Annotated in this window: 24 protein-coding genes; 13 read left to right on the top strand and 11 right to left on the bottom strand. The window is 62.3% G+C overall.

Annotated features, from left to right (window positions below):
- Positions 1-115: 115 nt before the first annotated feature.
- The 6 genes from purU to V8Z65_RS16410 form a co-directional block, all read right to left on the bottom strand.
- Positions 116-970, bottom strand: coding sequence for a formyltetrahydrofolate deformylase (gene purU, locus V8Z65_RS16435; RefSeq protein ID WP_338721228.1), 855 nt, complete (start codon positions 968-970; stop codon positions 116-118).
- Between the two features lie 395 nt (positions 971-1365).
- On the bottom strand, positions 1366-1833 hold the full coding sequence (locus tag V8Z65_RS16430) for a hypothetical protein (RefSeq protein ID WP_338721227.1): 468 nt from the start codon (positions 1831-1833) through the stop codon (positions 1366-1368).
- Between the two features lie 38 nt (positions 1834-1871).
- On the bottom strand, positions 1872-2681 hold the full coding sequence (locus V8Z65_RS16425; RefSeq protein ID WP_338721226.1) for an ABC transporter permease subunit: 810 nt from the start codon (positions 2679-2681) through the stop codon (positions 1872-1874).
- A 1-nt stretch (position 2682) separates the two neighbouring features.
- The gene (locus tag V8Z65_RS16420; RefSeq protein ID WP_338721225.1) at positions 2683-3636 is read right to left on the bottom strand and encodes an ABC transporter permease subunit; all 954 of its coding nucleotides are present in this window, start codon (positions 3634-3636) and stop codon (positions 2683-2685) included.
- A 178-nt stretch (positions 3637-3814) separates the two neighbouring features.
- Positions 3815-4966, bottom strand: coding sequence for a polyamine ABC transporter ATP-binding protein (gene potA / locus V8Z65_RS16415; protein WP_338721224.1), 1152 nt, complete (start codon positions 4964-4966; stop codon positions 3815-3817).
- Positions 4967-5022: 56 nt separating this feature from the next.
- A complete protein-coding gene (locus tag V8Z65_RS16410; RefSeq protein ID WP_338724056.1) occupies positions 5023-6108 on the bottom strand; it encodes a polyamine ABC transporter substrate-binding protein in 1086 nt (361 codons plus the stop codon).
- Positions 6109-6550: 442 nt separating this feature from the next.
- Between V8Z65_RS16410 and V8Z65_RS16405 the strand changes: the two genes are divergently transcribed.
- The 3 genes from V8Z65_RS16405 to V8Z65_RS16395 all read left to right on the top strand — a co-directional run bounded on the left by V8Z65_RS16405 (position 6551) and on the right by V8Z65_RS16395 (position 9462).
- Positions 6551-7486, top strand: coding sequence for a pseudouridine-5'-phosphate glycosidase (locus V8Z65_RS16405; protein WP_338721223.1), 936 nt, complete (start codon positions 6551-6553; stop codon positions 7484-7486).
- Positions 7483-8367 carry a sugar kinase gene (locus V8Z65_RS16400; protein WP_338721222.1) on the top strand — a complete coding sequence of 295 codons (885 nt, stop codon included), beginning with the start codon at positions 7483-7485 and terminating at the stop codon, positions 8365-8367. The genes V8Z65_RS16405 and V8Z65_RS16400 overlap by 4 nt, the downstream gene beginning before the upstream one ends.
- A 123-nt stretch (positions 8368-8490) precedes the next feature.
- Positions 8491-9462 carry a zinc-binding dehydrogenase gene (locus V8Z65_RS16395; RefSeq protein WP_338721221.1) on the top strand — a complete coding sequence of 324 codons (972 nt, stop codon included), beginning with the start codon at positions 8491-8493 and terminating at the stop codon, positions 9460-9462.
- A gap of 79 nt (positions 9463-9541) precedes the next feature.
- Here V8Z65_RS16395 and V8Z65_RS16390 read toward each other — a convergent pair whose 3' ends face one another.
- Together V8Z65_RS16390 and V8Z65_RS16385 are read right to left on the bottom strand one after the other, a co-directional pair.
- A complete protein-coding gene (locus tag V8Z65_RS16390) occupies positions 9542-10435 on the bottom strand; it encodes a hypothetical protein (protein ID WP_338721220.1) in 894 nt (297 codons plus the stop codon).
- A 74-nt stretch (positions 10436-10509) separates the two neighbouring features.
- Positions 10510-11826: an NAD(P)H-dependent oxidoreductase gene (locus tag V8Z65_RS16385; RefSeq protein WP_338721219.1), complete on the bottom strand. Its 1317-nt coding sequence runs from the start codon at positions 11824-11826 to the stop codon at positions 10510-10512.
- Between the two features lie 488 nt (positions 11827-12314).
- Between V8Z65_RS16385 and V8Z65_RS16380 the strand changes: the two genes are divergently transcribed.
- The 4 genes from V8Z65_RS16380 to V8Z65_RS16365 all read left to right on the top strand — a co-directional run bounded on the left by V8Z65_RS16380 (position 12315) and on the right by V8Z65_RS16365 (position 15943).
- On the top strand, positions 12315-12605 hold the full coding sequence (locus tag V8Z65_RS16380; RefSeq protein WP_338721218.1) for an STAS domain-containing protein: 291 nt from the start codon (positions 12315-12317) through the stop codon (positions 12603-12605).
- Positions 12602-12967, top strand: a complete 366-nt coding sequence (locus tag V8Z65_RS16375; RefSeq protein WP_338721217.1) for a response regulator — start codon at positions 12602-12604, stop codon at positions 12965-12967. The genes V8Z65_RS16380 and V8Z65_RS16375 overlap by 4 nt, the downstream gene beginning before the upstream one ends.
- A gap of 45 nt (positions 12968-13012) precedes the next feature.
- Positions 13013-15358 (top strand): chemotaxis protein CheA, encoded by a 2346-nt coding sequence (locus V8Z65_RS16370; RefSeq protein WP_338721216.1) that lies wholly within the window; start codon positions 13013-13015, stop codon positions 15356-15358.
- 96 nt (positions 15359-15454) lie between these two features.
- Positions 15455-15943: a chemotaxis protein CheW gene (locus tag V8Z65_RS16365; protein ID WP_338721215.1), complete on the top strand. Its 489-nt coding sequence runs from the start codon at positions 15455-15457 to the stop codon at positions 15941-15943.
- 123 nt (positions 15944-16066) lie between these two features.
- On the opposite strand, the gene V8Z65_RS16360 is transcribed toward V8Z65_RS16365, so the two are convergent.
- The 3 genes from V8Z65_RS16360 to V8Z65_RS16350 all read right to left on the bottom strand — a co-directional run bounded on the left by V8Z65_RS16360 (position 16067) and on the right by V8Z65_RS16350 (position 18037).
- Positions 16067-16921 (bottom strand): sigma-70 family RNA polymerase sigma factor, encoded by an 855-nt coding sequence (locus V8Z65_RS16360; protein ID WP_338721214.1) that lies wholly within the window; start codon positions 16919-16921, stop codon positions 16067-16069.
- A gap of 50 nt (positions 16922-16971) precedes the next feature.
- Positions 16972-17445, bottom strand: coding sequence for a carboxymuconolactone decarboxylase family protein (locus V8Z65_RS16355; RefSeq protein ID WP_338721213.1), 474 nt, complete (start codon positions 17443-17445; stop codon positions 16972-16974).
- 238 nt (positions 17446-17683) lie between these two features.
- Positions 17684-18037 (bottom strand): hypothetical protein, encoded by a 354-nt coding sequence (locus tag V8Z65_RS16350; RefSeq protein WP_338721212.1) that lies wholly within the window; start codon positions 18035-18037, stop codon positions 17684-17686.
- A gap of 168 nt (positions 18038-18205) precedes the next feature.
- On the opposite strand from V8Z65_RS16350, the gene V8Z65_RS16345 reads away from it, so the two are divergent.
- The 6 genes from V8Z65_RS16345 (at position 18206) to V8Z65_RS16320 (ending at position 25670) form a co-directional block, all read left to right on the top strand.
- Positions 18206-18796: a chemotaxis protein CheD gene (locus tag V8Z65_RS16345; protein ID WP_338721211.1), complete on the top strand. Its 591-nt coding sequence runs from the start codon at positions 18206-18208 to the stop codon at positions 18794-18796.
- A 168-nt stretch (positions 18797-18964) separates the two neighbouring features.
- A complete protein-coding gene (locus tag V8Z65_RS16340) occupies positions 18965-20455 on the top strand; it encodes a methyl-accepting chemotaxis protein (protein ID WP_338721210.1) in 1491 nt (496 codons plus the stop codon).
- Between the two features lie 34 nt (positions 20456-20489).
- Entirely contained in the window at positions 20490-21329 is an 840-nt protein-coding gene (locus tag V8Z65_RS16335) for a protein-glutamate O-methyltransferase CheR (protein ID WP_338721209.1), read from the top strand.
- Positions 21326-22387, top strand: a complete 1062-nt coding sequence (locus tag V8Z65_RS16330; protein WP_338721208.1) for a chemotaxis response regulator protein-glutamate methylesterase — start codon at positions 21326-21328, stop codon at positions 22385-22387. The genes V8Z65_RS16335 and V8Z65_RS16330 overlap by 4 nt, the downstream gene beginning before the upstream one ends.
- Before the next feature lie 115 nt (positions 22388-22502).
- Entirely contained in the window at positions 22503-22892 is a 390-nt protein-coding gene (locus tag V8Z65_RS16325) for a response regulator (RefSeq protein WP_104892861.1), read from the top strand.
- A 249-nt stretch (positions 22893-23141) separates the two neighbouring features.
- Positions 23142-25670 carry a methyl-accepting chemotaxis protein gene (locus V8Z65_RS16320; protein WP_338721207.1) on the top strand — a complete coding sequence of 843 codons (2529 nt, stop codon included), beginning with the start codon at positions 23142-23144 and terminating at the stop codon, positions 25668-25670.
- The last annotated feature ends 8 nt before the right edge of the window (positions 25671-25678 follow it).

Raw genomic sequence — 25678 nt, 5'->3', positions numbered from 1 at the left:
CGAGAGGGTTGCACCCCTCACCCCAGCTCTGCCAGGTCGCCAAGGCGCCCGGCGACGCTACCCTCTCCCCTGAGGGGCGAGGGGACGAAGGAGCCGCTGTGCTTGGGCGCCCGCCTTAGCCGAATACCACCGTCTTTTTGCCATTGAGCATGACCCGGCTTTCCAGGTGCAGCTTGACGGCGCGGGCGAGGACGCGGCTTTCGATGTCGCGGCCGGCGGCGACCAGGTCGTCGGGGCTCATGGCATGGGTGACGCGGGCGGTTTCCTGCTCGATGATCGGGCCTTCATCGAGGTCCGGGGTGACGTAATGGGCGGTGGCGCCGATGATCTTGACGCCGCGCTCATGGGCCTGGTGATAGGGCTTGGCGCCCTTGAAGCTGGGCAGGAAGGAATGATGGATATTGATCACCTGGCCGAAAAGGCGGGTCGAGAGATTGTCCGACAGCACCTGCATATAGCGGGCCAGCACCACCAGATCAGCGCCGGTGGTTTTGACGATGTCCAATATCTGGGCTTCCTGCTCGGGCTTGGTGTCTTTGGTGACCGGCAGATAATGGTAGGGGATGCCGGCATCTTCGGCAATTTTGCGAGCATCTTCATGGTTGGAGACGATGGTGGCCACTTCGGCATCGAGCCAGCCGACCCGGATCTGATAGAGCAGATGCAGGAGGGTGTGGTCGAATTTGGAGACCAGGATGACGATGCGCTTCTTGCGGCTTTCATCGGAGAGCGCGGTTTTCATGTCGAAGCGCTCGATGGGCGATTTCAGTGCTTTCTCGATAGCATCGCGGCCAATACCCTCGGGCGCGGCAAAGGCCAGGCGCATGAAGAAGCGGCCGGTCTCGCGATCCCAGAACTGATTGCTCTCGGCGATATTGGCCTTGAGCGCCGCCAGTTCAGTGGTAACGGCGGCGACGATGCCGGGCCGGTCGGTGCAGGAAAGGGTCAGGACGAAATTGGCCGAGGACAAGGCTGCCTCCAAGTTTATTTGTAGCGCTTCCGAACCGAAAAACCGGCAACCACTTTTTCTGGAAGCGCTTTGGGCTCGGGCAGGGGTATCAATGGCTTGGGCGGCGGCGTCAAGTGCGTTGGCAGAAACAGAAAAGGGCCGTTCTTTCGAACGACCCTTCCTGAGCTTATCGGCCTTGAGGGCCGGGAGGCGCGTGCTTATCCGAGATCACTCCCAGTCAACACACGAAAACCCAGACCTTCCTCAAGAGCCAAAATCTCATAAGACACTGGATCACCTCCTTTGCTTTGGTTGAACATGGGGTGAGCTTGCCTGCGTTTTCCGGGCCTGTCCAGTCATTGATTTGTCACGATTTTGCAGGGAGGTGTGGTCGGTGCGCACCGAGGTGGATTGCGTCAGTGCGTGCCAAAATCGTTGTAGGGAGTTTGAAGGACTACCGCAGCATAGATTTCAAGCAGCGCCTGGCGCGTTTGGTCAGTTTCCTCTACATACCGATAATTCATGGCCCGGATGCGCTTCTTGGCAGCGGCAAACTCTCGAATGAACTCCTCGGTCGATGCCACGACCTTTCTACTGCCATCCTTGGTGTAGGAAGCGGGCGGGAGCTTCAACGCTTCAGCGACGAGCCGAAAGGCGAAGCTTGCTTGATTATGTCGAGAGCCTTCGCGCGTGTGAAGGAAGAAACGCTTCCGCAACCTGTTTGAGCGGCCTACGTAGAGCGGTTTGTCGCCATCGCTAAAGAGATAGATACCGCTTACTGGCATTTTTGTTGGGGGAGGAACCCCGGCATGAGGTTCCATAGCGACCAGTTGCTCAAACTTTGGGTGCAAACCTTCTACAAGCGCACGAAAACGTTCATCCACGCTCTTTCCTCCCTCAGTATGGACGCCCGCCGCTTATCTTACGCCTGCCCGCTTTTGGGCTTGCTCCTGAGCTGGATGATGGTGGCCGCCAGAACACCGAGCGCTACGATGCCGATAATGATGGTGGCGAGCGCATTGACGTCGGGAGAGACACCGAGGCGTACCTTGGAGAAGATGACCATGGGCAGGGTCGAGGAGCCGGGGCCGGAGACGAAGCTGGCAATGACCAGATCGTCCAGCGACAGGGTAAAGCCCAGGAGCCAGCCCGAGACCAGGGCCGGGGCGATGATGGGCAGGGTGACATCGAAGAAGGTGCGGACGGGCGAGGCACCCAGATCCATGGCGGCTTCTTCAAGGCTCCGGTCGAAATCGGAGAGGCGGGACTGCACCACCACGCAAACATAGGCGGTGCAGAAGGTGGCATGGGCGATGACGATGGTGAGCATGCCGCGGCCCTGCGGCCAGCCCAGAATGCCTTCCATGGCCACAAAGAGCAGCAGCAGGGAGAGGCCGGTGATCACGTCGGGCATGACCAGCGGGGCCGAGACCATGCCGGAAAAAAGCGTGCGGCCACGAAAGCGGCGGAAGCGCACCAGGGCCACGGCGGCCAAGGTGCCCAGGACCAGGGCAATGGTGGCGGAAAGCGCGGCGATCTGCAGGCTCAGCCAGGCGGCGCCGAGCATTTGCGGGTCGCGGAACAGCTCGCCATACCATTGGACCGAGAAGCCCGACCAGACGGTGACCAGCCGGCTTTCGTTGAACGAGAAGATGACCAGCGAGACGATGGGTGCATAGAGGAAGGAAAAGCCCAGAGCCGCCGCGATGGGAAGGAACCAGCCGCGCCGCATCTTATTTCTCCACCACCGCGCCCTGGGCGCGCTGCAACAGCATGATCGGCACCACAACCACCAGCAGCATGGCGACCGCGACGGCGGCGGCGCGAGGCCAATTGGTATTGGTGAAGAACTCGTCCCAGAGGACGCGGCCGATCATCAGGGTTTCCGGGCCACCCAGAAGCGAGGGAATGACGAATTCGCCAATGGCGGGAATGAAGACCAGCATGGAGCCGGCAATGATGCCGGGCAGGGAAAGCGGCAGGGTGATGAAAAGGAAGGTGTGCACCGGCCGCGCCCCCAGATCGGCCGAGGCTTCGAAGAGCGAGACGTCGAGCTTCACCAGGGTCGTATAGAGCGGCAGGATCATGAAGGGCAGGTAGGTGTAAACAATGCCCACATAGACGGCGAAATCGGTCTGCATCATCACGATGGGCTCGATGCCGAAGAGCCCGAGAAACTGATTGATCACCCCATTGCCGCGCATGAAGCCGGTCAGCGCGTAAACGCGCAGGAGGAAGGAGGTGAAGAAGGGCAGGATCACCAGCATGAGAAGAATATTGCGCCAGCGGTCGGGCGCGCGAGCAATGGCATAGGCCATAGGATAGCCGACCAAGAGCGTGATCACGGTGGCAATGGCGGAAATGCGGATGGAGCTCAAATAAGCGGCGACATAGAGATTGTCGGTGAAGAGGCGAATGTAGTTATTGAGGTGCAGGGTCAATTGCACCGTGCCCTCTTCACTGGTCAGAAGCGGCGTATAGGGCGGACGGCCGAATTGCTTATTGGCCAGCGAAATGCCGAAGACGACGGCCAGCGGGATCAGGAAAAAGACCAGCAGCCAGAGCACCGGCGCGGCCAGCACCAGCATGCGCCCGGTAATGCCGACGCGGGCCAGGCCTTTTTCGACGGCATTCCAGGGTTTGAGCCGCCGGGGCGGGGGAATGGTGGGGTCGTGGGTGGCGGTCATGAGCGGGCTCCGCAACAGTAGGCGAACGCGATGCGCCCGCTCTCCCTAAGGGGAGAGGGTTGGGGCGAGGGGGCCTTCCGGCAGGAGCCGGTGCCGAGGAAGGCCCCCTCACCCGGCGCTGCGCGCCGACCTCTCCCCCAAAGGGAGAGGTGGCCTGCGGCCATTTCGCTTTCGTTCCTCATGACGTCAGCACCGAACCGGCATCTTCGTCCCAGGTGACGTAGACCTGTTCTTCCCAGGTGATGGCGTCGGGGTTGCCGCGGACCGAATTGGTTTGGGAAACGCGGATACGTTTGCCGCTTTCGAGCGCCACCTGATAGACCGAGATATCGCCCAGATAGGCGATTTCCTCGACCACACCGGCTGTGACATTCGCCCCGTTCTTGCCGGCCGGGCGCTCGCGGCTCAGCACCATTTTTTCCGGGCGGATGGCCCACCACAATGTCTGTTCAGGCGCGCAGTCGACGCCATGGCCGACATAGATGTCCGAGCCCAGCTCGTTGGAGCGGATACGCACATGGTCCGGTTCGTCCTCGGTCACCACGCCCTCGACCATATTGACCGAGCCGATAAAGCCGGCCACGAAGCGCGAATTGGGGAATTCATAGATATCGGTGGGTTCGCCGATCATGGCGATTTCGCCCTGGTTCATCACCCCGATGCGGGTGGCGAGCGTCATGGCCTCTTCCTGGTCGTGGGTGACCACGATGAAGGTGACGCCGAGGCTCTCCTGAATCTTGACCAGCTCAAACTGGGTTTCCTCGCGCAGCTTCTTGTCGAGAGCGCCAAGGGGTTCGTCGAGGAGGAGGAGTTTGGGGCGTTTGGCGAGGGCGCGGGCCAGGGCCACGCGCTGGCGCTGACCACCGGAAAGCTGATGCGGCTTGCGCTTGCCATAGTCTTCGAGTTTGACCAGGGCCAATAGCTCAGCCACGCGCGCATTGATTTCGGCGCGGGGCAGGCCATCGCGCTTCAAACCATAGGCAATGTTCTGTTCGACCGACATATGCGGAAACAGCGCATAGGACTGGAACATCATATTGACCGGCCGGTCATAGGGCGGCACGGACGTCATGTCCTGGCCGTCGATCTCGATGGTGCCCGATGTCGGGGTTTCGAAACCGGCCAGCATGCGCAGCAGGGTCGACTTTCCCGAGCCGGAGCCGCCCAAGAGGCAGAAGAGTTCGGATTTGTAGATGTCGAGCGAGACATCGTTGACGGCGATGATGTCGCCGAATTTCTTGGAGACGTTCTTGATGCGCACGAAGGGCTTGTTATTGGCCGTATCGCGCCATGGACGCGTATCGATCGCAAGCTGCGGTTTTTTTGCCATGACGCTCTAGCCGGATAAGGGCAGGGACGGTGAGTACCGTCCCTGCTGTGTGGATGTTACTGACCGGTCTTGATCCGGGTCCAGGTGCGGGTCAGCACCTCTTCGAACTCGGGCGAATGGGCCGTCAGCGCAAAGGCATTGGCGACCGTCTCGGCCGGCGGATAGATGCCGGGATTACCCTTGACCTCTTCGGAGACGAACTCGGTCGCGGCCAGGTTGGGATTGGCGTAGAACACATAGTCGGTGATCGCGGCCACCACTTCAGGCTGCATGATATAGTCGATGAACTTATGGGCATTGTCCGGATGCGGGGCATCGGCGGGAATGGCCAGAAGGTCCATCAGCGTGGCGGCGCCTTCCTTGGGAATGACATAGCCCACCTCGACGCCTTCAGCGGCGCTGTCGGCGGCAATGAAGATATCGCCCGAATAGCCCAGCGCCAGGCAGATTTCGCCATTGGCCAGGTCGTCAATGTACTGGCTGGAATGGAAGTAGCGGATATAGGGCTTGACCGCGGTCAGGGCCGCTTCGGCCGCGGCGAGGTCTTCCTCGCTCTCCGAATTGGCGTCCTTGCCGATATAGTGGAGCACCGTGCCCATGACCTCGGAGGGGCTATCGAGCAGGGCAATGCCGCAACCGGCGAGCTTTTCGGCATTTTCGGGCTTGAACAGGATGTCCCAGCTATCGATCGGGGTATCGGCGCCCAGCGCTTCGGTGACCTTGGCGACATTGTAGCCCAGGCCAATGGTGAAGGTCATATAGGGCACCGAATGGGCATTGTCCGGGTCATGCTCGGCAGCCACGGCCATGACGGCGGGGTCGAGATTGGCCAGATTGGGCAGCTTGGACTTGTCGAGCGGGAGCAGCAGGCCGGCCTTGACCTGGCGCTCGAGGAAATTGCCGGTGGGCACGACGATATCGTAGCCCGAATTGCCGGCCAGCAGCTTGGCATCGACGATCTCGTTATTGTCGTAGACGTCGTAATTGACCTTGATGCCGGTCTCGGCCTCGAAATTGGCGATGGTGTCGTCGGCAATATAGTCGGACCAGTTATAGACGTTGAGCACCGGCTCCTCCTGCGCAATGGCAGGGCTCGCAGCCAGAACAGCGCCAAGGGCAATGGCGAGCGACTTTTTCATCAGTTTAGTCTCCTAAGGGGGACGTGGTGGAGGCGATTTGGCGTCCATGCGGACCGCCGGTTCGTGGCGACAGGCGCCCTTTCGCGGAAAGAGCCGCGGCTCAACCCCGGGGCCTCATGGTCGAGACCCCGGAAATGGGATGAAACTGAACTGGATATGCGCCAAGGGGCGGCGCCCACAAGCGCCAGAAGCCGTCGCTGCGATCAACCCGTATAGGGGCGTGTATCGAGGCGCATCCTGCGCGCCATCAACAATGGTCCTAGCCAGCGACGTGCCCTTTCCCTCTCAAAGACAGGGGCAAATTATCGCCAAACCGGAAGGCCGACAAGGCGGTGGCGGCCAAGTTTTTGCAGGACTTGACCGCGCCGGTGGCGCGGCGCAAAAGCAGCGCCAATCCCCTTGCCCGCGCGGCAGGACATAGAGCGTATCCGGAGTGAACAAGAGCATGAGTGCAAAGGCCTATCTGTCGGTCTCGGGCGAAGTGGAAGCGGCATTGGCGGGCGGCAGGCCGGTGGTGGCGCTCGAATCCACCATCATTACTCATGGCATGCCCTATCCGCAGAACCTTGCCATGGCGCGCGAGGTCGAAGATGTGGTCAGGGCCAATGGTGCGGTGCCGGCCACGATCGCGGTGATGGATGGCAAGCTTTGCGTCGGTGTTTCGGGCGCGGATCTGCAGCGCCTGGCCGAGGAAGGGCATGCCGCGGCCAAAGCCAGCCGGCGCGATCTCGCCAATCTTCTGGCGCGGGGCGTCATGGCCGGTACGACCGTTGCCACCACAATGCAGATTGCGGCCATGGCCGGCATAAGCATTTTTGCTACCGGCGGCATTGGCGGGGTGCATCGCGGCGCCGAGGCCAGCTTTGATATTTCCGCTGATCTTGAAGAACTGGGGCGCACGCCGGTTGCCGTGGTTTGCGCGGGGGCCAAGTCTATTCTCGATATCGCCAAGACGCTCGAAGTGCTCGAAACCAATGGCGTGCCGGTGCTCGGGTTCGGCACCGATGAATTTCCCGCCTTCTGGGCCCGCACCAGCGGCCACAAGGTGGATCAGCGCTTCGATAGCGCCGCCGAGGTGGCAAAAATGCTGGCCATCCAGTCCGACCTCGATATGGGCGGCGTGCTGATCGCCAATCCGATCCCGGAAGCCGATGCCTGGGAGGCATCTGCCATTGAGGGCTTTATCGCCCAGGCGCTGGGCGATGCTGAAGCCCAGGGCATCCGGGGCAAGGCGACGACGCCCTTCCTGTTGCAGCGCATTTTTGAACTCACCGAGGGCAAGTCGCTTCAGAGCAATATTGCCCTGGTCAAGAACAATGCCAAAGTGGCGGCCGAGATCGCCGTGGCCCTCGCCGCCTTCAAGGCTTCGCCCAAGGCATGAATGCCCGGGTTCTGGTTGTCGGCGATGTGATGACCGACATTATCGTGCGGCCCGATGGCCCGATCGTTCCGGGCTCGGACCGCCGCGCGGAAATTCGCCATCGGCCGGGCGGCTCTGGCGCCAACCAGGCGGTCTGGCTGGCGGCGGCCGGCGCCGATGTGCTGTTTGCCGCGCGGGTAGGCGCCGATGAAAAGGCAGAATGCGAAAATTATTTCCGGGGGCGGGGCGTGGTGCCGGCGCTGGCGGGCGACAAGGCGCTGCCATCGGGCGTGCTGGTGACCCTGCTCGATCCGTCGGGAGAGCGGAGCTTTCTCACCGATCGGGGCGCCAATCTCAATCTTTCCGCGCAAGACCTGCCCGAGAGCCTGCTCGACGGGATCGGGTTGCTGGTGATCTCGGGCTATAGTTTTTTTGCCCCGGGTCCGCGCAAGGCGGTGCAAAGCCTCATCGGCCTTGCGCGCAGCAAGGGCGTGGCCATTGCCATCGATCCGGCTTCGACTGGTTTTCTCGAAGAGGTCGGGCCGCGGATTTTCCTCGATTGGGTGGGCCCGGCCGATTGGCTGTTTGCCAATGAAGCCGAAGCGGAGCTGTTGAGCGGGGAGGCCGATTTCGGCCTGCAAATGCAGGTGCTGGGCCAGCAATTTGCGCATGTGGTCATCAAGCGCGGCCGCTTCGGCGCGGCTTTGGGCGGGCGCGACGGCGTCATCCAGAGCCGGCCTGCGCCATTGGTGCAGGTGGTCGATACGACCGGAGCCGGCGATGCTTTTGCCGCCGGTTTCGTGGCTGCCCTGATGCGCGGGGAAGGGCATGAGGCCTGCCTGACCGCCGGGATTGCAGGCGGGGCGAAGGCGGTGCAAACGCTGGGCGGCCAGCCGGGCTAGGCCATTGCGCCCTGTGTTTCAGGAATAGCTGCTGTTCAGTCATCTGGACGCGTTTTTTGGGCCGTGAGCTTGACGTATGCGTCAATGCGCCTATTTCCGGCGGACCAATGTAAGGAGTCCGCTATGAAGCGCGCCGTTTATTCGCAGTTCGGTCTGCCCCAGAATGTCCTCAGCACCGAGGAGGTTGACCGTCCGCAGCCCGGCGCGGGGCAGGTTCTGGTGCGCATGGTTCTGTCCCCTGTCCACAATCACGACCTGATGACCACTGCGGGGCAATATGGCTTCAAGCCGAGCCTGCCCGCAGGGGCCGGCACCGAAGCTGTTGGTGTGGTTGAGGCCCTGGGCGAGGGCGTGACGCATTTGCAGATGGGGCAGCGTGTAGCCGGTGGTGCCCAGGGCACCTGGGCTGACTACTATCTTGCCGATGCGCGCCGCGTTGTTCCCGTTCCGGCCAGTGTTGACGATGAAACGGCCTGCCAGCTCGTTTCCATGCCGCTGAGCGCCAAAATGCTGCTCGATACGCTTGGGGTCGAGAAAGGTCAGTGGATTGCCCTGAACGCGGCCAATGGCGCGGTTGGGAAGCTGGTGGCACAATATGGCGCAGAGCTTGGCATCAATGTGCTGGGTCTGGTCCGCCGTCCTGAAGCGGTTGCCGAAATGGCAGCGCTCGGTTTCGACAATATTGTGGCGACCGAGGGAGCCGATTGGCAGGACAGGGTGCGCGCCATCACCGGTGGCGCCCCCATTGTGCGTGGGGTGGAATCGCTTGGCGGCGAGGGCGCCGAGCAATTGGTTGGCATTCTGGCGGACGGAGCTGAATTGATCAGCTTCGGCGCCATGACCGAGAAGCCACTTGAAATATCGGCCAGTCACCTCCTGTTCCGACGCATTACGGTCAAAGGGTTCTGGGGTGCCAATCCGCCGGTTCAGCCGGAACGGATCGGTCAATTGCTCGGGGAGGTTGTCGCCGACGCGGCCTCGGGCAAGCTCAAACTGGCCATTGAAGCGAGCTATGGGCTCGACGAGGTCGCCAAAGCCGTCGCCGCCAGTGGTGAGCCGGGCCGCAAAGGCAAGATCGCCATTCGCGGCAGCTAGTCACAGCGCCTGACCAACACAAACAAAGGGGTTTGCCGAAAGGCAGGCCCCTTTGTTGCATCTTCAGCGGCAGTAGCCGCTATGGCTCGGCGGGGTCCCGAACGGCAACGATCACGGTGTCAGCAAGCGCATCGGCCAGTCCGGCCCAATTACCCGCGAAATCGGCCAGAACAAGACCGTCCGGGCTTATGACGTCAAAGCTCCAATTGCCTTCCGGCTTTGGAAAAGCGTCGATATAGGTGGCCAGGGCTTGGCGAGATTCATCGCTCAGGCTGCGATTGGGCATCATGTCGAGCATGGCCAATATGTCGGCCTTGATCACGCCGATCCTAGGGCGCGGGTCCTCGTCAAAGGGCAAGAGTCCGAGCACCATGGGCGCGAAAACGGTGGCGAACAGGCCCCGATCATCCAGCTTCAGGGCCAGTTGATTGAGACGGCCATTGATCTCACCGCGGTCGACCGACTCCATATCGGTATTATCGAAGTCTGACAGCGAGGCGGTGAGAAAAAGGCTTCCCAGCCGGTCGGTTTTGAAGTCGAAAGAAACCGTGCTGGTCAGCGCCTCGGGGTCGGTCTCATAGACGAGGTGCAGGTCCATCACCATTGCCATCAATCCGGTGATGTAATCCTGCAGCGGCGAGCCGGTCTGGGGCGCAATGCGCATGCCTTTAATGGAGAGGTCCGCGGCGGGCAAAATGTCGCCGGCCGGGTAGGCGTGCAACAGGTCGGGGCCGCGCAGCGTCACCTCCTCAATGGTGTAATGCACATAATTGGACACTGCGAAGGCGACATTGCTGGCGTGGCATCCGCCCTCGACATCCTCGATGGACGTATCGGGTCCAACCACCAGCTCGGATATGGAGGCCGCCAGGGCCGCACAGTCTGGCAGGGCCTTTATCTTTTCTGCCGGCTGGGCCAGCGCTGCCGAGGGCATAAGCGACAGGATCAGAGCGAAAGCGGCAAAAAGGCGCATAGATTGTCTATCCTTTGGTCTACGCATGGCATGATGCGGTCAAGCGCGCCCAGAATGTGGCAACCCGGGATTTTTTAGGTGTAGCCCAGCATTTTATCCTGTTCGCGCCGCAGCGCAAAAAGGCGGGTAGAGCTGTCGGGCTGGGCATTGGCGCTGGTCAGCAGCTCCCCTTTTTTCACCGGTGCAGTCACCTTGCCGCCCTCCAGCAGGCCCACCGGCAGGGCGCCGGCGGCGCGGGCATCGGTGATGGTCATGGCATAGGAGCGATAGCAGGTTTCGCCAATGGCATCGAGCGGCTCGCCGGGCTTGAGATCGCGCTTGGCGACCGCGCAGACCTCGGCCACCGGGGTGGCCAAGGGCACCATGTCGGGCCTGCCGGTCAGCATGATGCGGGCGCAGGTGAGCGGCACTTCAAGGCTGGTCAAATGATAGGGTCGGAAGAAGGCGTAATAGGGCCCATGGCCGATATGCAGGTCGTCCATGCGCTCGATGATGCGGGGATGCTCTGCCTTGACGATGACGAAGACGCCCGGCGCCACGCCCTTGCCGATGGTGAAATCGACCACGCCGGATGAATTGAGAATACCGCCATCGGCCTTGGGAATGAGTACCTTGGCCATGTCATCGCGATGGGTGGCGGGGCCGTGCATGCCCGGAATATCGGGCTTGAGCCCTGTGGCATTGGCAATGGCCGTCATTTCCACGGCTGTCTTGGAGCCGTCGACAAATTCCACCAGCATGCGCGGGTTCATGTTCCGGCGCGTGGCTTCCTCGCGATAGTCATCGGGCACGGCATCATGTTTGAGCGGATTGTTCTTGCCCTTGCCGGCCGCGACAATGTCGAGGCCAAGCGCGGAGACAAATTCGATCAGCTCCATGCAGGATGAGGGTTCGTCGCCAGCGCCGACCGAATAGACGACGCCCAGCTTGTCGGCCTGGGCCTTCAAATAGGGCCCGATGGTGACGTCGGCCTCGACATTCATCATCACCAGATGCTTGCCATGTTCCATGGCCATCAGGTCGTAATCGGCGGCGACGCCCGGCTTGCCGGTGGCGTCGATCACCACATCGATATTGGGAGTGGTCACCAGCGTTTCAGCCGAGGTGATGGCGATCTTGCCCTGTTCGATGGCCGCGGTGGCGGCAGCAGGCGTGTCGGCCACCTTGCCCATGCTGTTCTCGCCATAGGCAATGGTCATGGCATCGAGCGCGGTATGGGGGCGGCGCGTGGCGACGGCCGCCATTTCGATGCCCGGCATCAGGCTCATCTGGGTGACCAGATCCGTGCCCATCTCGCCCGAGCCGATCACGCCGACACGGATGGTCTTGCCCTGGTCGGCGCGGGCGGCAAGGTCACGGGCAAGGCCGGTGAGGGCGATTTTGGTGGGCATGGGGCGGTCCAGTTCGGGTGTTGCGGCATGCGATAGCGCCGTGTGCCGACGGGGGCAAGGATTTCTCGGAACTTCGGTCGGGGCATGGGGCGGGAAATATCACTGTGCCGCCCTCGGGCTCGACCCGCGGGCCAGTTGGCAACGAGCTGGATATGCGGGTGAGGCGCGATGCGGACGGGATCGCCTTTCGAGCTGCCATTCGAGCACAGCTCTCATGGCCTTCTTGGCTCAAAGGGCTCCGCCGGAGCCCTTTGTCCTGTGGACCGCCAGCGAAGTCTCAAGGCCTCTGCGCCTCCGGTCGCTCCGCTGGGGCGCCCGGCCCCGGAGTTCTTGGCCCAGCCCTGCGAGCATAGCTCTCCGGGCCTATTCGGCTCTGATCGCGCCACTGGCGCGCTCAGTCCCTGCGGGCACGCCTCATAGTTAGCAATTCTTAAACCGTTGGGGCTGAATATGCGGCTTGGAGAGAGCTCCGGGGGCACCCTTATATTATGGCCAAGCAAATTCAGCAGACGGTCGCCTTGCCAGAGGTTATCGATCTTGATGCGATCGATGCCATTCGCGACCAGTTGATCGACGCATTGGAGGATGGACCGGTGACGGTGCAGGCCGGCGCGGTCGAGCGGGTTTCGACCAATGCCCTGCTGCTGCTGGTCAGCGCCGCTGAAACGGCCCGGAGACACCATTTTGATTTCGCAATTGAAGCGCCAAGCGCGGCCATGAGTGCCGCGATCGAGCGGCTGGGCCTTGAGGCCCAGTTTTCGGGGATGATGAAACAATGACGCTGCGCGTACTTACGGTCGACGATTCACGCACAATTCTGGCCATGCTGCACCACACCCTGAGCAATGCCGGGTTCGAGGTGCTGCAGGCCGAGGATGGCAAGCAGGGTCTGGATATGCTCAGGGCCGAGACGGTCGACGTGGTCATCACCGACATCAATATGCCGGTGATGGACGGCATTGAATTCATCAAGAATGTGCGCGCCACCGGGCAACATAATTCGCTCCCCATCCTGATCCTGACCACCGAAACCAGCCAGGACAAGCGCGACCAGGGCAAGGCCGCCGGCGGGACCGGCTGGATCGTCAAGCCGTTCGATCCGGAAAAGCTGATCTCGGTCATCCACCGCGTCGTGCACTGAACCCCGGACTAGAAACGACCCAGAAGGGTCGGATGAGCGAAACGAATGAGTGATCTGGACGACTTCAAGGCCACCTATTTCGACGAATGTTCCGAGCTTTTGACTGAGCTGGAAGAGCAGTTCGCCGCCATTGAGGAGGGCGAGCGCGGGGCCGACCGCCTCAATGCGGTGTTCCGGGCCATCCATTCGATCAAGGGCGGCGCGGGCGCCTTCGGCTTTTCGGCGCTGGTGGGCTTTGCCCATGCCTATGAAACCCTGCTCGATTATGTGCGCGACGGCCGGATCGAACTGACCGACGATGTGGTGCATCTATGCATCCGCGCCAATGATATTGTCGCCGATCACGTCAATGCCGCCCAGACCGGCGAGGGCCTGTCCGCCGATTATGGCGCCGAGGAAAAGGCGCGCTTCGACGCCTTGGCGCGCGGCGAGACCGCGGGCGAGGGTGAGAACGGCGAGGATATGGGCGGCGAGATCGTCGAGGATTTCGACATCGATTTCACGCCGGTCATGGTCAATCTCGACGCGCCCATGGCCGCCGGCGAAGCGCCGGTGGAGGATGTGTTCGAGGCCGCGCCGATGACGGTGGCCGAGGGCCAATGGGAAATCCGGTTCACGCCGCATCGCGCGCTTTATGCGCGGGCCAATGATCCGCTGCTGCTGTTCCGCGAGCTGGCGGCCCTGGGCACGATGAGCGTGCGTGCCATTATGGGCGATGTGCCGCCGCTGAGCGATTTCGAGCCCTTTGCCGTCTATTGCTCCTGGGAGATCACGCTGATCGCGCCGGGCCTGAGCGAAAGCGATATTCGCGAGGTCTTCGAATTTGTCGATGGCGATTGCGATATCGTCATTGCCCAGGCCGGGATGGTTCCCGGATTTGCCGATCTGGTGCCCGATATCGCCGAGCCGGCCGCAATGGCCGCTGAGGTCGATGCCGAGCCGGACCTGTCGAGCCTGCTTGCCTTGACCGAAGAGGAAGTGGCCGCCCCGCAGGAGCCCGTGACGCCGCCAGCCGCCTTTGCGCCAGAGCCCAAGGCCGCGCCGGCAGGCAGCCAGGACAAGTTCGAAGAGGCGCCGGCGATCAGCTTTGCGGCGCTGGCCGACGAGATCAAGCCGCCCGCACCTGCCGCCAAGCCCGAGGCCGCGCCGGTGGCCGCTGCCAAGGCGCCATCGTCCAATGGGGACAGCGAGGAAGGCGGCGGGCGCTCGGTCGGAGTGCAGTCGATCCGCGTCGATCTCGATAAGGTGGACCGCGTCGTCAACATGGTGGGTGAACTGGTCATTACCCAGTCCATGCTGACCCAGCAGATGGATGAAACCCTGCGCGCCCGCTATACCGAATTGGTGCGGGGCCTCGAAGTTCTGGCCCAGACCACGCGGGGACTGCAGGATTCGGTGATGGCGATCCGGGCCCAGCCGGTCAAATCGGTGTTCAGCCGCATGCCGCGCCTGGTGCGCGAGCTGGCGAGCAAGACCTCGAAAAAGATCAAGCTCGAGACCATTGGCGAGAACACCGAAATCGACAAGACGGTGATCGAGCAGCTCTCCGATCCCTTGACCCATATGATCCGCAATTCGGCCGATCATGGCATTGAAAGCCCGGAAAAGCGGCTGGCGGCCGGCAAGCCCGAGACCGGCACGATCCGGCTTTCCGCCGAGCAGGCGGGCGGCAATATTCTCATCATCGTCGAGGACGATGGCGCTGGCATCAATCGTGAACGCGTTCTGGGCCTGGCCCGCGACAAGGGGATCGTGGCGCCCGATATCACCCCAACCGATGAGCAGATCGACCAGCTGATCTTTGCGCCGGGTTTTTCCACTGCCGAGGCGGTGAGCGATATTTCGGGCCGCGGTGTGGGCATGGACGTGGTCCTGTCCAATATCAAGAAGATCGGCGGTTCGGTGCATGTCAGAAGCTGGACCGGCAAGGGTTGCCGCATGACCCTGAGGCTGCCGCTGACCCTGGCGGTGCTCGATGTCATGCTGGTCAAGGTGGGCGGCGGCCCCTATGTGGTGCCGCTCTCGTCCATTGTTGAAACCATGCAGTGTTCGCGCGCCAGCTTCGAGCGGGTGCCCTCGGGCGGACGGGTGCTGCAGGTGCGCGGCGAATATGTGCAGGTCATCGACCTGGCGCAGCGTTTCGAGCTCACCAGCCAGCAGAATCCGGACGATCAGTTCGTGGTGCTGTGCGAGGCCGAGGGCAACCAGAAAGTGGCGCTGGTGGTGGACGATATTATCGGCCAGCAGCAGGTGGTGATCAAATCGCTCGAGGAGAATTTCGAGAGCGTGGACGGCATTGCCGGCGGCACCATATTGGGCGACGGCAATGTGGCCCTGATCGTGGACGTGCAGGGGTTGCGTACCACCCATCTGCACCAGAACGCGGCGTAGCAGCAAAGCGCATGCCGCTGTTAAGGAATTGGCGTCGATTGACGCGTTAGATTGAAGGAAACGCCCAGGACGGGCGGGCATGAAGAGGCGAGAAATATGGAAGCGCTGAGCCTTCGCGACGATATGGGCGACAAGACGGCCGCGGTCGGTCAGAACACCTTGCAGCTGATTGCGTTTTCGATCGGCGAACAGACCTATGGCGTGGAAATCACCACGGTCAGGGAAATCCGCGCCTGGAATGGCGCGACCCCATTGCCCAATACCCGCGAATTCGTGCGCGGGGTCATCAATCTGCGCGGCACCATCGTGCCGATCTTCGATCTGCGCGCCCGTTTCGGCGACGGCCAGACCTCGCCCACCAAGAACCATGTCGTGGTGGTGATGAGCGTGGGCGACAAATGGGTCGGTATCCTGGTCGATGCGGTGAGTGACATTCTCACCGTCAACCGCGACGATATTCATAATGTGCCCGAGGGCAATTCCATCGATACCGAATTGCTCAATGGCATTGTCACCCATGACAGCCGCATGGTCGGGCTGATCGATCTGCATGCCGTGGTCTCGGGCGCCAAGATGGACGGCTAGGGCCGGACAGGTTCGAGACCGGAATTTTGGGAAGGGCGCCGGGCGGCGCCCTTTTTGTTTGGCCCCCGGGAGCGGCATATGCGCGGGTGGCTGGATGGCGAAATGCCGGGGCTGCCCCTAGGATCAATCAAGTGCGCGAATGGCCATTTCCGCGATGAAAGCGGGATCGGCAATGGCTTCGATTGCCGCAATACGGTTGCCGGCAAAGCTGATGCGCAAAGCCAAAGCGATGGTGCCCGCGGGAGCGATGACAATGCCCGGGTCGCCATCGACCATTGCCAGCTCGGCTGTCTGGGCACGACCGCTGAAGAAGTGTGCTACAGCTTCGGCTCCATGAAGGCCTTGTTCGGAGCCGAGCCGCGCGGCCACATCGTCGAAATTGAATGCGACATCGGGCGCCAATAGCGCGATGAGCCCGGGCAGATCGCCTTGGCGCGAGGCGCGGAGAAAAGCTGACACTGCGGCCTCGCGAGCTTCGCGCGCTGGCGTCGCCAGCGGACCGGATTGTACCCGGCGGCGCGCCCGGCTGGCCAATTGCCGCGCTGAGGCTGAACTGTGACCAAGGATAGTGCCGATAGTCTCGAAGGGCACGTCGAACATGTCATGGAGAATGAAGGCGACGCGCTCGGCCGGATGAAGGCGCTCAATCACCTGGGCCATGGCGTCGCCCACGGCATCGGCCAGATCGCGTGCCGCATCGGGCAAATCGGTGGTGGACACGATATATTCCTCTGCGGGTTCCAGCGTGTCCTCGGCACGGCGCTTGCGACTGCGAAGCCGGTCAAGGCACAACCGGCTGACAACTGTGGTCAGCCAGCCGCCGACATTGTCTATGATGGCGTCGCTGCTAACGAGCCTGAGCCACGTGTCCTGTACGGCATCCTCGGCATCGCTTGCCGAACCGAGAAGGCGCCGGGCGATGTTCATCAGGCGCGGGCGGTTGGCTTCAAATTCATTGAGCAAGCTTATGTCGGTCATCTCATGGTCCCTGGGGGATCGGCGGCCAGCCGATCCCCGATTGTCCGGCATCAAGCGGCAGCGGCGGCTTTAACGTGAAATTGCTGCCGCGTTGCGGCGTTGAGCCGGTTCCACAGATTGGTAGTGGCAATCTCAAGAAGCAGGGCAGCCAGCTCCTCCTGGGTAAAGTGACGGCCGGCTTCGGTCCAGAGCGCATCCGATACCATTTCGCCACCATCCACCAGGGTGACCGCTTCGGTCAATTCGAGGGCCACTTTCTCGGCCTCGGAGAACAGGCTCGAATGACGCCAGGCGGCAATTGCATAGAGCCGGTCCTCGGTCTCGCCGGCCTTCCGCGCTTCGCGGGAATGGAAACTGACGCAGTAACTGCAACCATTGAGCTGGCTGGTGCGCACATGGGTCAGCAGGGCAAGCCTGGGCGGGACATTGCCTGTGCGGGCGGCGGCAAGGGCCTGTCCCAATGCAATAAGGGCGGGGCCGACATTGGTGACGGCAAAGGCGGGGTTCTGCATGCGTTGGGTCATCTTGTTTTCCTTCAGTGTTTTGGCAACGCCGTCATTGGCTCGCCGTCCCTTTGACGCTGTGGGCGGTGGCCGTGTGACAAAGTCGCGAGATTTTTTTTTGAAGGTGTCCGATGTCGATGATGGGCGGGTGGTTTGAGAGCTGCGGATGTCGGCGCCTGGCGCAGCTCTCACTTGTGCTCTGCTCAAACGCAAAAAGGCGCCCGGGGCGCCAGCGTTCGGAAAAAGACCGGAAGGAAGCCTAGAACAGCTCGGCGTCGCCGTGCGCCTGATGGGCGGCAATGCCGGACAGCGCAGGGACGCGCAATTCGTCCAGCGTCAGGCTGGCCCAGATTTCGTCATAGACGCTATCGGGTGCGGTGGGCGGCAGAAGCGCGAATTGGCGCACGGCCAAAGCCATATTGTGGCAGCGCTGCTCGATACGGTCCTGCCCCTGAAGCGCGGTGATGATGTGCTGTACCGCTTCACGGACCGTGGGGTCCTTGCTGAGCTGCTTGTCGGCGAGCATTTCGAGCGCTTCGGTGATGCCTTCTAGCATGGAAGCGGTCTGCCGCGCCGTCTCGTCCAGTTCTCGTGCGAGTTTTTGCAGTGACATTGATAAACTATCCTAGCCCCGTTCCCTCAACCCTATAGCGCCATTTCTAAACCTCTCCTTGCGCAATCGCTCCTGCCCAGCGAACTCGTCGGTCTTGGTTAGCAATTGGATAACGAGTTTTCCTCTACCATCCGAACCAATTCGCCCGCAGAGGTAGATATAGACGATATGCCCCCGACCAATACCCTGCCTCCCGAGTTCGACCGTGGTGTCGTAACCACTGTCCATCAGGGAGATTGTCATGTCTCCAATGCGGCGGACGTGACCTTTTCCACGGTTCTGGGCTCATGCATATCGGCCTGTGTCCGCGACAAGGTCGCGCTGGTGGGCGGGATGAACCACTTTCTGCTCGCCGAGCAGTCCGGTTCGGCCAAGGACCGCTATGGGGCCTCGGCCCGCTACGGCGCCTTTGCCATGGAACAATTGATAAACAAGGTCCTGTCGCAGGGCTCGGGGCGGAAAGCGAACCTTGAGATCAAGGTGTTCGGCGGCGGCAAGATCAATGCGGCGCTGGACGATGTGGGGGCCAAGAATATCGAATTCGTGCGCCAGTTCCTGGCTGATGAAGGCTATAGCGTGCTGAGCGAGGATCTGGGCGGCACCTTTGCGCGCCGCGTTCTGTTCAAACCCCATTCCGGCCGCGCCTTCGTCAAGCGTCTCGACAGTGATGCCGGCGCCAATGTGGCCCAGGAAGAACTGGCGATCGCGCGCCGCCGCGTGGTGGTGCCGGCGCCGGTGGACGATATCGAATTGTTCTAGGTTCTTGCTCTGTTAAGTTTCCGATACCCGGGCCTCGACTTACGAAAGTCTTACCGGGGTTCGCGCCCTTATAGACTTGATTAACCATTATGCGGATAGGGTCCGGCCATGCCGGACCGTGCCGCCTTTAGTGTTGATTCGCGCGCTCCCCGCCGGGGAATGCGCCTTATGCTGGCCGCTTCCGCTCTCTGGACATTTTACGGCGTTGCCGCCGGCGGCATGCTTTTAGCCATGGGCCCCGGGCCGGCCTGGTTCACGGCCATTGGCAGCCTGGCGGGGCTGTCCGTCGCCGGGTGCCTGGTGGGGGGCGCTATTTTCGATCAGCGCGATGCCCGCCGCCTGGCCGCGATAGCGCAGGCCGCCGGGCTGGCCGACCGGCCGGGCGAAGTCCTCTCGATTGCCTCGATTGTGGAACGGCTGGGCCGGCGGCTGGAAAAGGCGCATCATTTCCGCGCGGCGCTGGGGCTGCTCGATGCACCGCTGCTGGTGGTAGACGAGCACGGCATTATTCTGGCGGCCAGCCGCGGCATGGAGCAATTGGCCCCCGGCGCGGTGGAGGGCGAAACGCTCGATGGCCTGTTCGGCGCAGGTTACCTGGAGGGCGGCGGTGGCGCCCCGGAAGAGGCGCTGGTGCTGCTCCAGGGCAAGCGGTTCGTCACGCAACGCCGGCCGCTTCCGTCGGGACGATATGCGCTCGAATTGAGGCCGGCCGGACAGTTTCTGGAGGATGACCGGCTCGATCTGGTGCTCGAAGCCTTGCGGCAGGGGCAGACGGGTTTCCGCTTCGAGGCCGAGGCGGTCGAGGCCCAGCCGGTACTGGGCGAGGTCAATATTGTGCTTGAGGCGCTGGACAAAGGCGTCGAGCAAATGCGGTCAGTGCTGCGGGGCGACAGCGCCATTGTCGAGGCGCTGCCCTTTGCCAGCGAAGCGCAGATGGCGCAGGACCTGCTCTCGGGCCTGGATGAACAGCAGCGCGACCAGGCCCAGGCCCGCATTGCCCTTGAGGCCCGCCTGGCCTCGGTCAAGGACCTCCTGACCCAGTTCGAGGCGCGGGCGGCAGCGCTGGAGCAATCGGCCGAAACGGCGCGGGCGTCGCTGGCCGCCGGGGTCGAGAAAATGGCGGGGCTCGAGGGGCAGTTGCAGGCGGCCCAGCGGCGCAATAGCGCGGCAGAGGGGCTGGCGGCCAAGGTGGACGAGGCGGCGGCGCGCACCCGGGCGCTGGTGGGCGAGATCGATCGCATGGCCCAGGAAATCGACACCATGACGGCCGGCATCGAGGATGTCTCGTTCCGCACCAATCTGCTGGCACTCAATGCCGCGGTCGAAGCGGCTCGCGCCGGCGAGAAGGGAGCGGGCTTTGCCGTGGTGGCCGATGAAGTGCGCCAATTGGCCCAGGTCACCAATCGATCGGCCAAGGATATCCGCATTATTGCCGATAAGGGACGCTCCCAGGCCCGGATCGGGCTGGAGGAAGCGGCCGAGCTGCAAAAAATCACCGCGGCATTGCGTGAGAATTTACGCATTCTAAGCAATGCGCCGGACACTATTGGGGCTGATGCGGAGGCAGATGAGCGCCCCAAGGTGGTGCCTCAATCCGCAAGGCCGGTGGCCGAACGCCGCGATCAGGAGATCGTGTTCGGCCAGCGCGCTGCCAGCTAGATCCGGTAGAAACCGGCATAAAAGGGGTGGTTGCATGGAACAGGGGGAATTCTCCCTCAGCGAGCGGGAGTTCGCTCGTATCAAGGCCCGCGTATATGCGGTGGCCGGCATCTCGTTGAGTGAAGCCAAGCGCACATTGGTGGTGTCCCGGCTGTCCAAGATTGTCCGGGCCCTGCAATTGCCCAGCTTCGATGCCTATGTCGATTATCTCGAGCGCAATGGCTCGGCGCAGGACGGGCAGGATTTCGTCAATGCGCTGACCACCAATCTCACGCGCTTTTATCGCGAAGACCATCATTTCGAGCATTTGCGGTCTTATGTGGCGACGCTGATGGCCGAGCGGCCGCGCGACAATCGCTTGCGGATCTGGTCGGCTGGCTGCTCGACCGGGCAGGAACCCTATACGATCGGCATGGACCTGCTATCGGCCTTTCCCGAGCTCAAGCGCTGGGATTTCAAGATATTGGCGACCGATATCGACACGGCCGTGCTCGCCAAGGCCGCAGGCGGGGTCTATCCGGACAGCGAGCTCAATGGCTTGTCCGCCGAGCGGGCAAGGCCGTTCGAGCGCGGGGGCGGGACGATCCGCATTCCGGCCGCGGTGCGCGACCTGGTCTCGTTCAAACCTCTCAACCTGATCGGCCCCTGGCCCATGAAGGGGCCGTTCGATGCCATTTTCTGCCGCAATGTGGCGATCTATTTCGACAAGCCCACCCAGGGCGAGATGTTTGGACGCTTTGCCAAGATGCTGGCGCCCGAGGGTTTCCTTTATATCGGCCATTCCGAAAATCTTGGTTCGGGTGGCGAAGGCTTCCGGCTGGTGGGCAAGACCATCTACCAGTCGCGTGAAAAACTGAACAAACGAGCGGCATGATGAGCATCAAGGTTCTGGTCGTCGACGATTCGGCGCTTATCCGGGAAGTTCTGGCCCGCATGCTGATGCGGGATGGGGATATCGATGTGGTGGGGACCGCCACCGACCCGATCGATGCGCGCGAAAAGATCAAGGCGCTCGACCCCGATGTGGTCACGCTCGACATTGAAATGCCCAATATGAACGGGCTGGCCTTTCTCGAGCGGCTGATGCGGCTCAGGCCCACGCCGGTGGTGATGGTCTCGACCCTGACCAAGAAAGGGGCCAGCGAAACGCTGCTGGCGCTCGAATTGGGCGCGGTCGATTTCGTGGCCAAGCCCAGTGCGGAATTTGCCGGCGGGCTTGATGCCTTCGGCGTGAGCCTGCGCGACAAGATCCGTGCGGCCGCCAAATCGGATGTGCGTGGTCGTTCTGTCAGCCGGGCCGAGGCGCCCAAGACTGGCAAGGTACCGCTCAAGACTGCGGCTGCACCCGATGGTGCGCTTATCGCGATTGGCGCCTCGACCGGTGGGGTCGAGGCCATCCGCGCCGTGCTCAGCGAAATGCCGGCGGACTGCCCGCCCGTGGTCATTGCCCAGCATATGCCGGCGGGCTTTACCGGGCGTTTTGCCGCACGGCTCGATGAATTATGCGCCCTCAAGGTGGTTGAGGCCGAGGATCGCATGCCGCTGCTGCCCGGCCATGCCTATGTGGCCCGCGGCGATTATCACCTGCGCGTCGAGCGGTCTTCGGGGCAGCTCAAATGCCGGCTGGGCCAGGACGGATTGGAAAGCGGCCACAGGCCAAGCGTCGATGTGCTGTTTGAATCGGTGGCCAAAGCGGTCGGCGCCATGGCGGTGGGTGCCATTTTGACCGGGATGGGCCGGGATGGCGCGCGTGGGCTCAAGCTGATGCGGGATGCGGGCGCCTATACGGTGGGACAGAGCCAGGCATCCGCGCTGGTTTACGGGATGCCGCGCGTGGCCTTTGAGGAAGGCGCGGTCGTGGAACAGGCGCCGGTCGAACAGATCGCGGCCAAGCTGGCCAATGCCCTGGTGAAACTGAAATCGGCCGCATGAGGTCAGGCCTCGCGACAATGCCAATCGCACGGTTGAGAGATTTGTAACGCTTGGCCCATAGAGTTTAAGTCAAGTGCGGCCCGAAGGCCGAAGGCGCGTAGAGGTAAGAACAACCATGCCAAAAGCAAGCGCTGTTAGCGTGCTGATCGTCGATGACCAGCAGTCCATGCGTGGAATTTGTAAGTACATCCTGACACAGCTTGGTTTCAAGGACATCATCGAGGCCAAATCCGGGCGTGATGCGCTGGGCAAGCTCGAAAAATCCAATGTCGATCTGATCATTTCGGACTGGAACATGGAAGATATTGACGGGCTGACGCTGTTGAAGGTCATCCGCAAGCATCCCCGTACCCAGGCCATGCCGTTCATCATGGCCACGGGCCGCTCGGACAAGGAGCAGGTTAAGGAAGCCATTTCCTTTGGCGTCAACAATTACATCATCAAGCCCTTCGATGCCTCGACCATGAAAAAGCGCATTGAGGCGGTGATCGGCGCGCTGACCTGATCACTGCATTGCGCTGGCGAGTCCGAACGCCCTGCCCCGGTGGCAGGGCGTTCTGCTTTTCGAAAAATGCTTTTGTGATAGGCATTTGCCTAAAATTTGGGCCATCGGGAATTATCCGTAAGAAGTGATTAATCCTGGCCCGGTATCGTTTCCGCAATGACGCGTTGGCGTCGCGCGACCGTCTGCGCATGGGTGTTGGGTCCCCATGCGGCCTTGGGGATGCGGTCGCTGTTGGGGAGCACAATTGCAATGAAGTTCATTCCGCAACTCAGGATCGCCCAGAAGTTGCCGCTGGCCCTGGTCGGCTCGGCGCTTGTGGTCAGTGCCGGGGTGGGCATTGCCAGCTATCTGATCGGCCTTGGCACGGTGCGGGATCAACGCGATCAGTCCATGCAGGCATCGCTCAATACTGCGAGCGCGCTGGTCAGCGACTATTATTCGGGTGCGGAAGTGGACCTGCGGCTCTTTGTGCAGCGCTCCGACACCGTGACGGCCATGAAGAATCTGACGCGGTCGCTGGATGAATTGCGCATGGGGCTCAAGGAGCGGGCGGCGCTGCAATTGCAGACTGCCTATGTGACCGATAGCCCGAATCCGGAAGACCGCGCCGCCGTGGACAGCGTGGGCGCGATGGGCGCCAGCTACGATCCGGTGCACAAGCGCTATCATCCCGGCTTCCGCACGCTGCAGTTGGAACGCGACTATTCGGATGTGCTGATGATTTCGGCGGCCGGCGATGTTGTCTATTCGGTGGCCAAGAATACCGATTTTGCCACCAATGTGGTGACCGATACGACGGCCGCCGCTTCGGGCCTGGGCCAGGCCTTCGCGATGGCCAAGGATCTGACGGAAGGCCAGGCAGCCTTTGTCGACTTCTCGCTTTATGGTCCGACCGGCACGCCGGAGAGCTTCATGGCCATGCCCGTATTCGACAAGGACGAGAAGACCGGTGTCATGGTGCTGGCCATTTCGCCCGATGTCATGAGCGATGCCGTTGGCGGGCTTTCGGGCCTGGGTCGCAGCGGCGAAGTGGTGGTGGTAGGTCAGGACGGGCTGTTGCGCTCGGAATCGCCGCGCACCGAGGCGCCGGACGTGCTCGCAACGACGCTGACCTCCGATGTCATTGCCGGCGCCTTTGCCGGCGAGACGGGGGAAGGCATCAGCACCGATTATCGCGGCGCCCCCATGGTGGTGCGGGCCCAGGCGGTGAGCGTGGGCGATGTCACCTGGGCCGTGGCGGCCGTGCAGCCGGAAGACGAGGCCTATGCGGCGGTCGTCCAGATGCGCAATATGACGATTATGGTGGGCGGCATCCTGCTGGCCATTGCCGCGGTGGTCGGATTTTTCTTTGCCCGTTCGATCAGCAGGCCCATTTCCCGCCTGACCGATACGATGGAGACGCTGGCCAGCGGCGAGCTTGATGTCGAGGTTCAGGGCGAGCGCCGCGCCGACGAGATCGGGGCCATGGCGCGGGCGGTCGAGATATTCCGTGAGAACGCGCTCAAGGTCCATGAAATGACCGAGGCCGAGGCGGCACGCATCGTTGCCAACCAGGCCGAACGCGCTGCCATGATGCAGGAATTGCAGCGGGCCTTCGGGCAGGTGGTCGATGCGGCCATTGCCGGGGACTTCTCCCGCCGCGTTACCGCCGAATTCCCCGATGACGAGCTCAATACCCTGGCCCGTTCGGTCAATGAGCTGGTCGAGACCGTGGATCGCGGTGTCAGCGAAACCGGCTCGGTCCTGGCCTCGCTGGCCAATACCGATCTGACCCAGCGCATGCAGGGCGATTATCAGGGCGCCTTTGCCCGGCTCAAGGTCGATACCAATGCGGTGGCTGACAAACTGGCCGATATTGTGGGCCAGCTGCGCGACACCTCGCGCACGCTCAAGACGGCCACCGGCGAAATTCTGTCCGGCGCCAATGACCTCTCCGAACGCACCACCAAGCAGGCGGCGACCATCGAAGAGACCTCGGCGGCCATGGAGCAATTGGCATCCACAGTGCTGGCCAATGCCGACCGCGCCAAAGAGGCGTCCACGGTGGCAACCAGCGTGACCCATACGGCCGAGCAGGGCGGGCAGGTCATGGGCGAAGCCACCGAGGCGATGGAGCGCATCACCCAGTCTTCGGCCAAGATTTCCAATATTATCGGGCTGATCGACGACATCGCCTTCCAGACCAATCTCCTGGCGCTCAACGCCTCAGTGGAAGCGGCGCGGGCCGGGGAGGCCGGCAAAGGCTTTGCCGTGGTGGCCGTGGAAGTGCGGCGCCTGGCCCAGTCGGCGGCGCAGGCGTCGAGCGACGTCAAGGCGCTGATCGAGCAGAGCGCCGAAGAGGTCAAGGGCGGCTCCAAGCTGGTGGCCGATGCGGCCAGCCGGCTCGAGGAAATCCTGGCCTCGGCGCGCTCCTCGAGCGAATTGATGAATGGCATTGCCCGGGAGAGCCGCGAACAGGCTTCGTCCATCGACGAGGTCAATACCGCGGTGCGCACCATGGACGAGATGACCCAGCACAATGCAGCGCTGGTCGAGGAGATGAATGCCTCGATCGAGCAGACCGAGGCGCAGGCCAGCCAGCTCGACAGAATTGTGGACATCTTTGCGCTCGAAGAGCGGGCCGCGGTGGCTAAGGAGGTTCCGGCCCCCGTCGCCAAGGGACCGGTTCAGGCGATCAGCCAGGGCGCGCGCGGCTTGCAGGCCAAGCTCAGCACGGCTGCCAAGTCCTATCTCTCCAAGGGCAATGCGGCTGTCGATACCGATTGGAGCGAGTTTTAGCCCTGGGA

It is taken from the genome of Devosia sp. XK-2, assembly GCF_037113415.1.
Lineage (GTDB): Bacteria > Pseudomonadota > Alphaproteobacteria > Rhizobiales > Devosiaceae > Devosia.
The sequence above is the reverse complement of the archived record's forward strand: the minus strand, read 5'-3'. Positions and strand labels throughout refer to the sequence as shown.

Excerpts from the sequence above, each read along its gene's own strand:
- V8Z65_RS16425 (WP_338721226.1), bottom strand. The coding sequence starts at position 2,681 with ATGCGGCGCGGCTGGTTCCTTCCCATCGCGGCGGCTCTGGGCTTTTCC.
- V8Z65_RS16420 (WP_338721225.1), bottom strand. The coding sequence starts at position 3,636 with ATGACCGCCACCCACGACCCCACCATTCCCCCGCCCCGGCGGCTCAAA.
- potA (WP_338721224.1), bottom strand. The coding sequence starts at position 4,966 with ATGGCAAAAAAACCGCAGCTTGCGATCGATACGCGTCCATGGCGCGAT.
- V8Z65_RS16405 (WP_338721223.1), top strand. The coding sequence starts at position 6,551 with ATGAGTGCAAAGGCCTATCTGTCGGTCTCGGGCGAAGTGGAAGCGGCA.
- V8Z65_RS16400 (WP_338721222.1), top strand. The coding sequence starts at position 7,483 with ATGAATGCCCGGGTTCTGGTTGTCGGCGATGTGATGACCGACATTATC.
- V8Z65_RS16395 (WP_338721221.1), top strand. The coding sequence starts at position 8,491 with ATGAAGCGCGCCGTTTATTCGCAGTTCGGTCTGCCCCAGAATGTCCTC.
- V8Z65_RS16390 (WP_338721220.1), bottom strand. The coding sequence starts at position 10,435 with ATGCGCCTTTTTGCCGCTTTCGCTCTGATCCTGTCGCTTATGCCCTCG.
- V8Z65_RS16385 (WP_338721219.1), bottom strand. The coding sequence starts at position 11,826 with ATGCCCACCAAAATCGCCCTCACCGGCCTTGCCCGTGACCTTGCCGCC.
- V8Z65_RS16380 (WP_338721218.1), top strand. The coding sequence starts at position 12,315 with ATGGCCAAGCAAATTCAGCAGACGGTCGCCTTGCCAGAGGTTATCGAT.
- V8Z65_RS16375 (WP_338721217.1), top strand. The coding sequence starts at position 12,602 with ATGACGCTGCGCGTACTTACGGTCGACGATTCACGCACAATTCTGGCC.
- V8Z65_RS16370 (WP_338721216.1), top strand. The coding sequence starts at position 13,013 with ATGAGTGATCTGGACGACTTCAAGGCCACCTATTTCGACGAATGTTCC.
- V8Z65_RS16365 (WP_338721215.1), top strand. The coding sequence starts at position 15,455 with ATGGAAGCGCTGAGCCTTCGCGACGATATGGGCGACAAGACGGCCGCG.
- V8Z65_RS16360 (WP_338721214.1), bottom strand. The coding sequence starts at position 16,921 with ATGACCGACATAAGCTTGCTCAATGAATTTGAAGCCAACCGCCCGCGC.
- V8Z65_RS16355 (WP_338721213.1), bottom strand. The coding sequence starts at position 17,445 with ATGACCCAACGCATGCAGAACCCCGCCTTTGCCGTCACCAATGTCGGC.
- V8Z65_RS16350 (WP_338721212.1), bottom strand. The coding sequence starts at position 18,037 with ATGTCACTGCAAAAACTCGCACGAGAACTGGACGAGACGGCGCGGCAG.
- V8Z65_RS16345 (WP_338721211.1), top strand. The coding sequence starts at position 18,206 with ATGCCCCCGACCAATACCCTGCCTCCCGAGTTCGACCGTGGTGTCGTA.
- V8Z65_RS16340 (WP_338721210.1), top strand. The coding sequence starts at position 18,965 with ATGCTGGCCGCTTCCGCTCTCTGGACATTTTACGGCGTTGCCGCCGGC.
- V8Z65_RS16335 (WP_338721209.1), top strand. The coding sequence starts at position 20,490 with ATGGAACAGGGGGAATTCTCCCTCAGCGAGCGGGAGTTCGCTCGTATC.
- V8Z65_RS16330 (WP_338721208.1), top strand. The coding sequence starts at position 21,326 with ATGATGAGCATCAAGGTTCTGGTCGTCGACGATTCGGCGCTTATCCGG.
- V8Z65_RS16325 (WP_104892861.1), top strand. The coding sequence starts at position 22,503 with ATGCCAAAAGCAAGCGCTGTTAGCGTGCTGATCGTCGATGACCAGCAG.
- V8Z65_RS16320 (WP_338721207.1), top strand. The coding sequence starts at position 23,142 with ATGAAGTTCATTCCGCAACTCAGGATCGCCCAGAAGTTGCCGCTGGCC.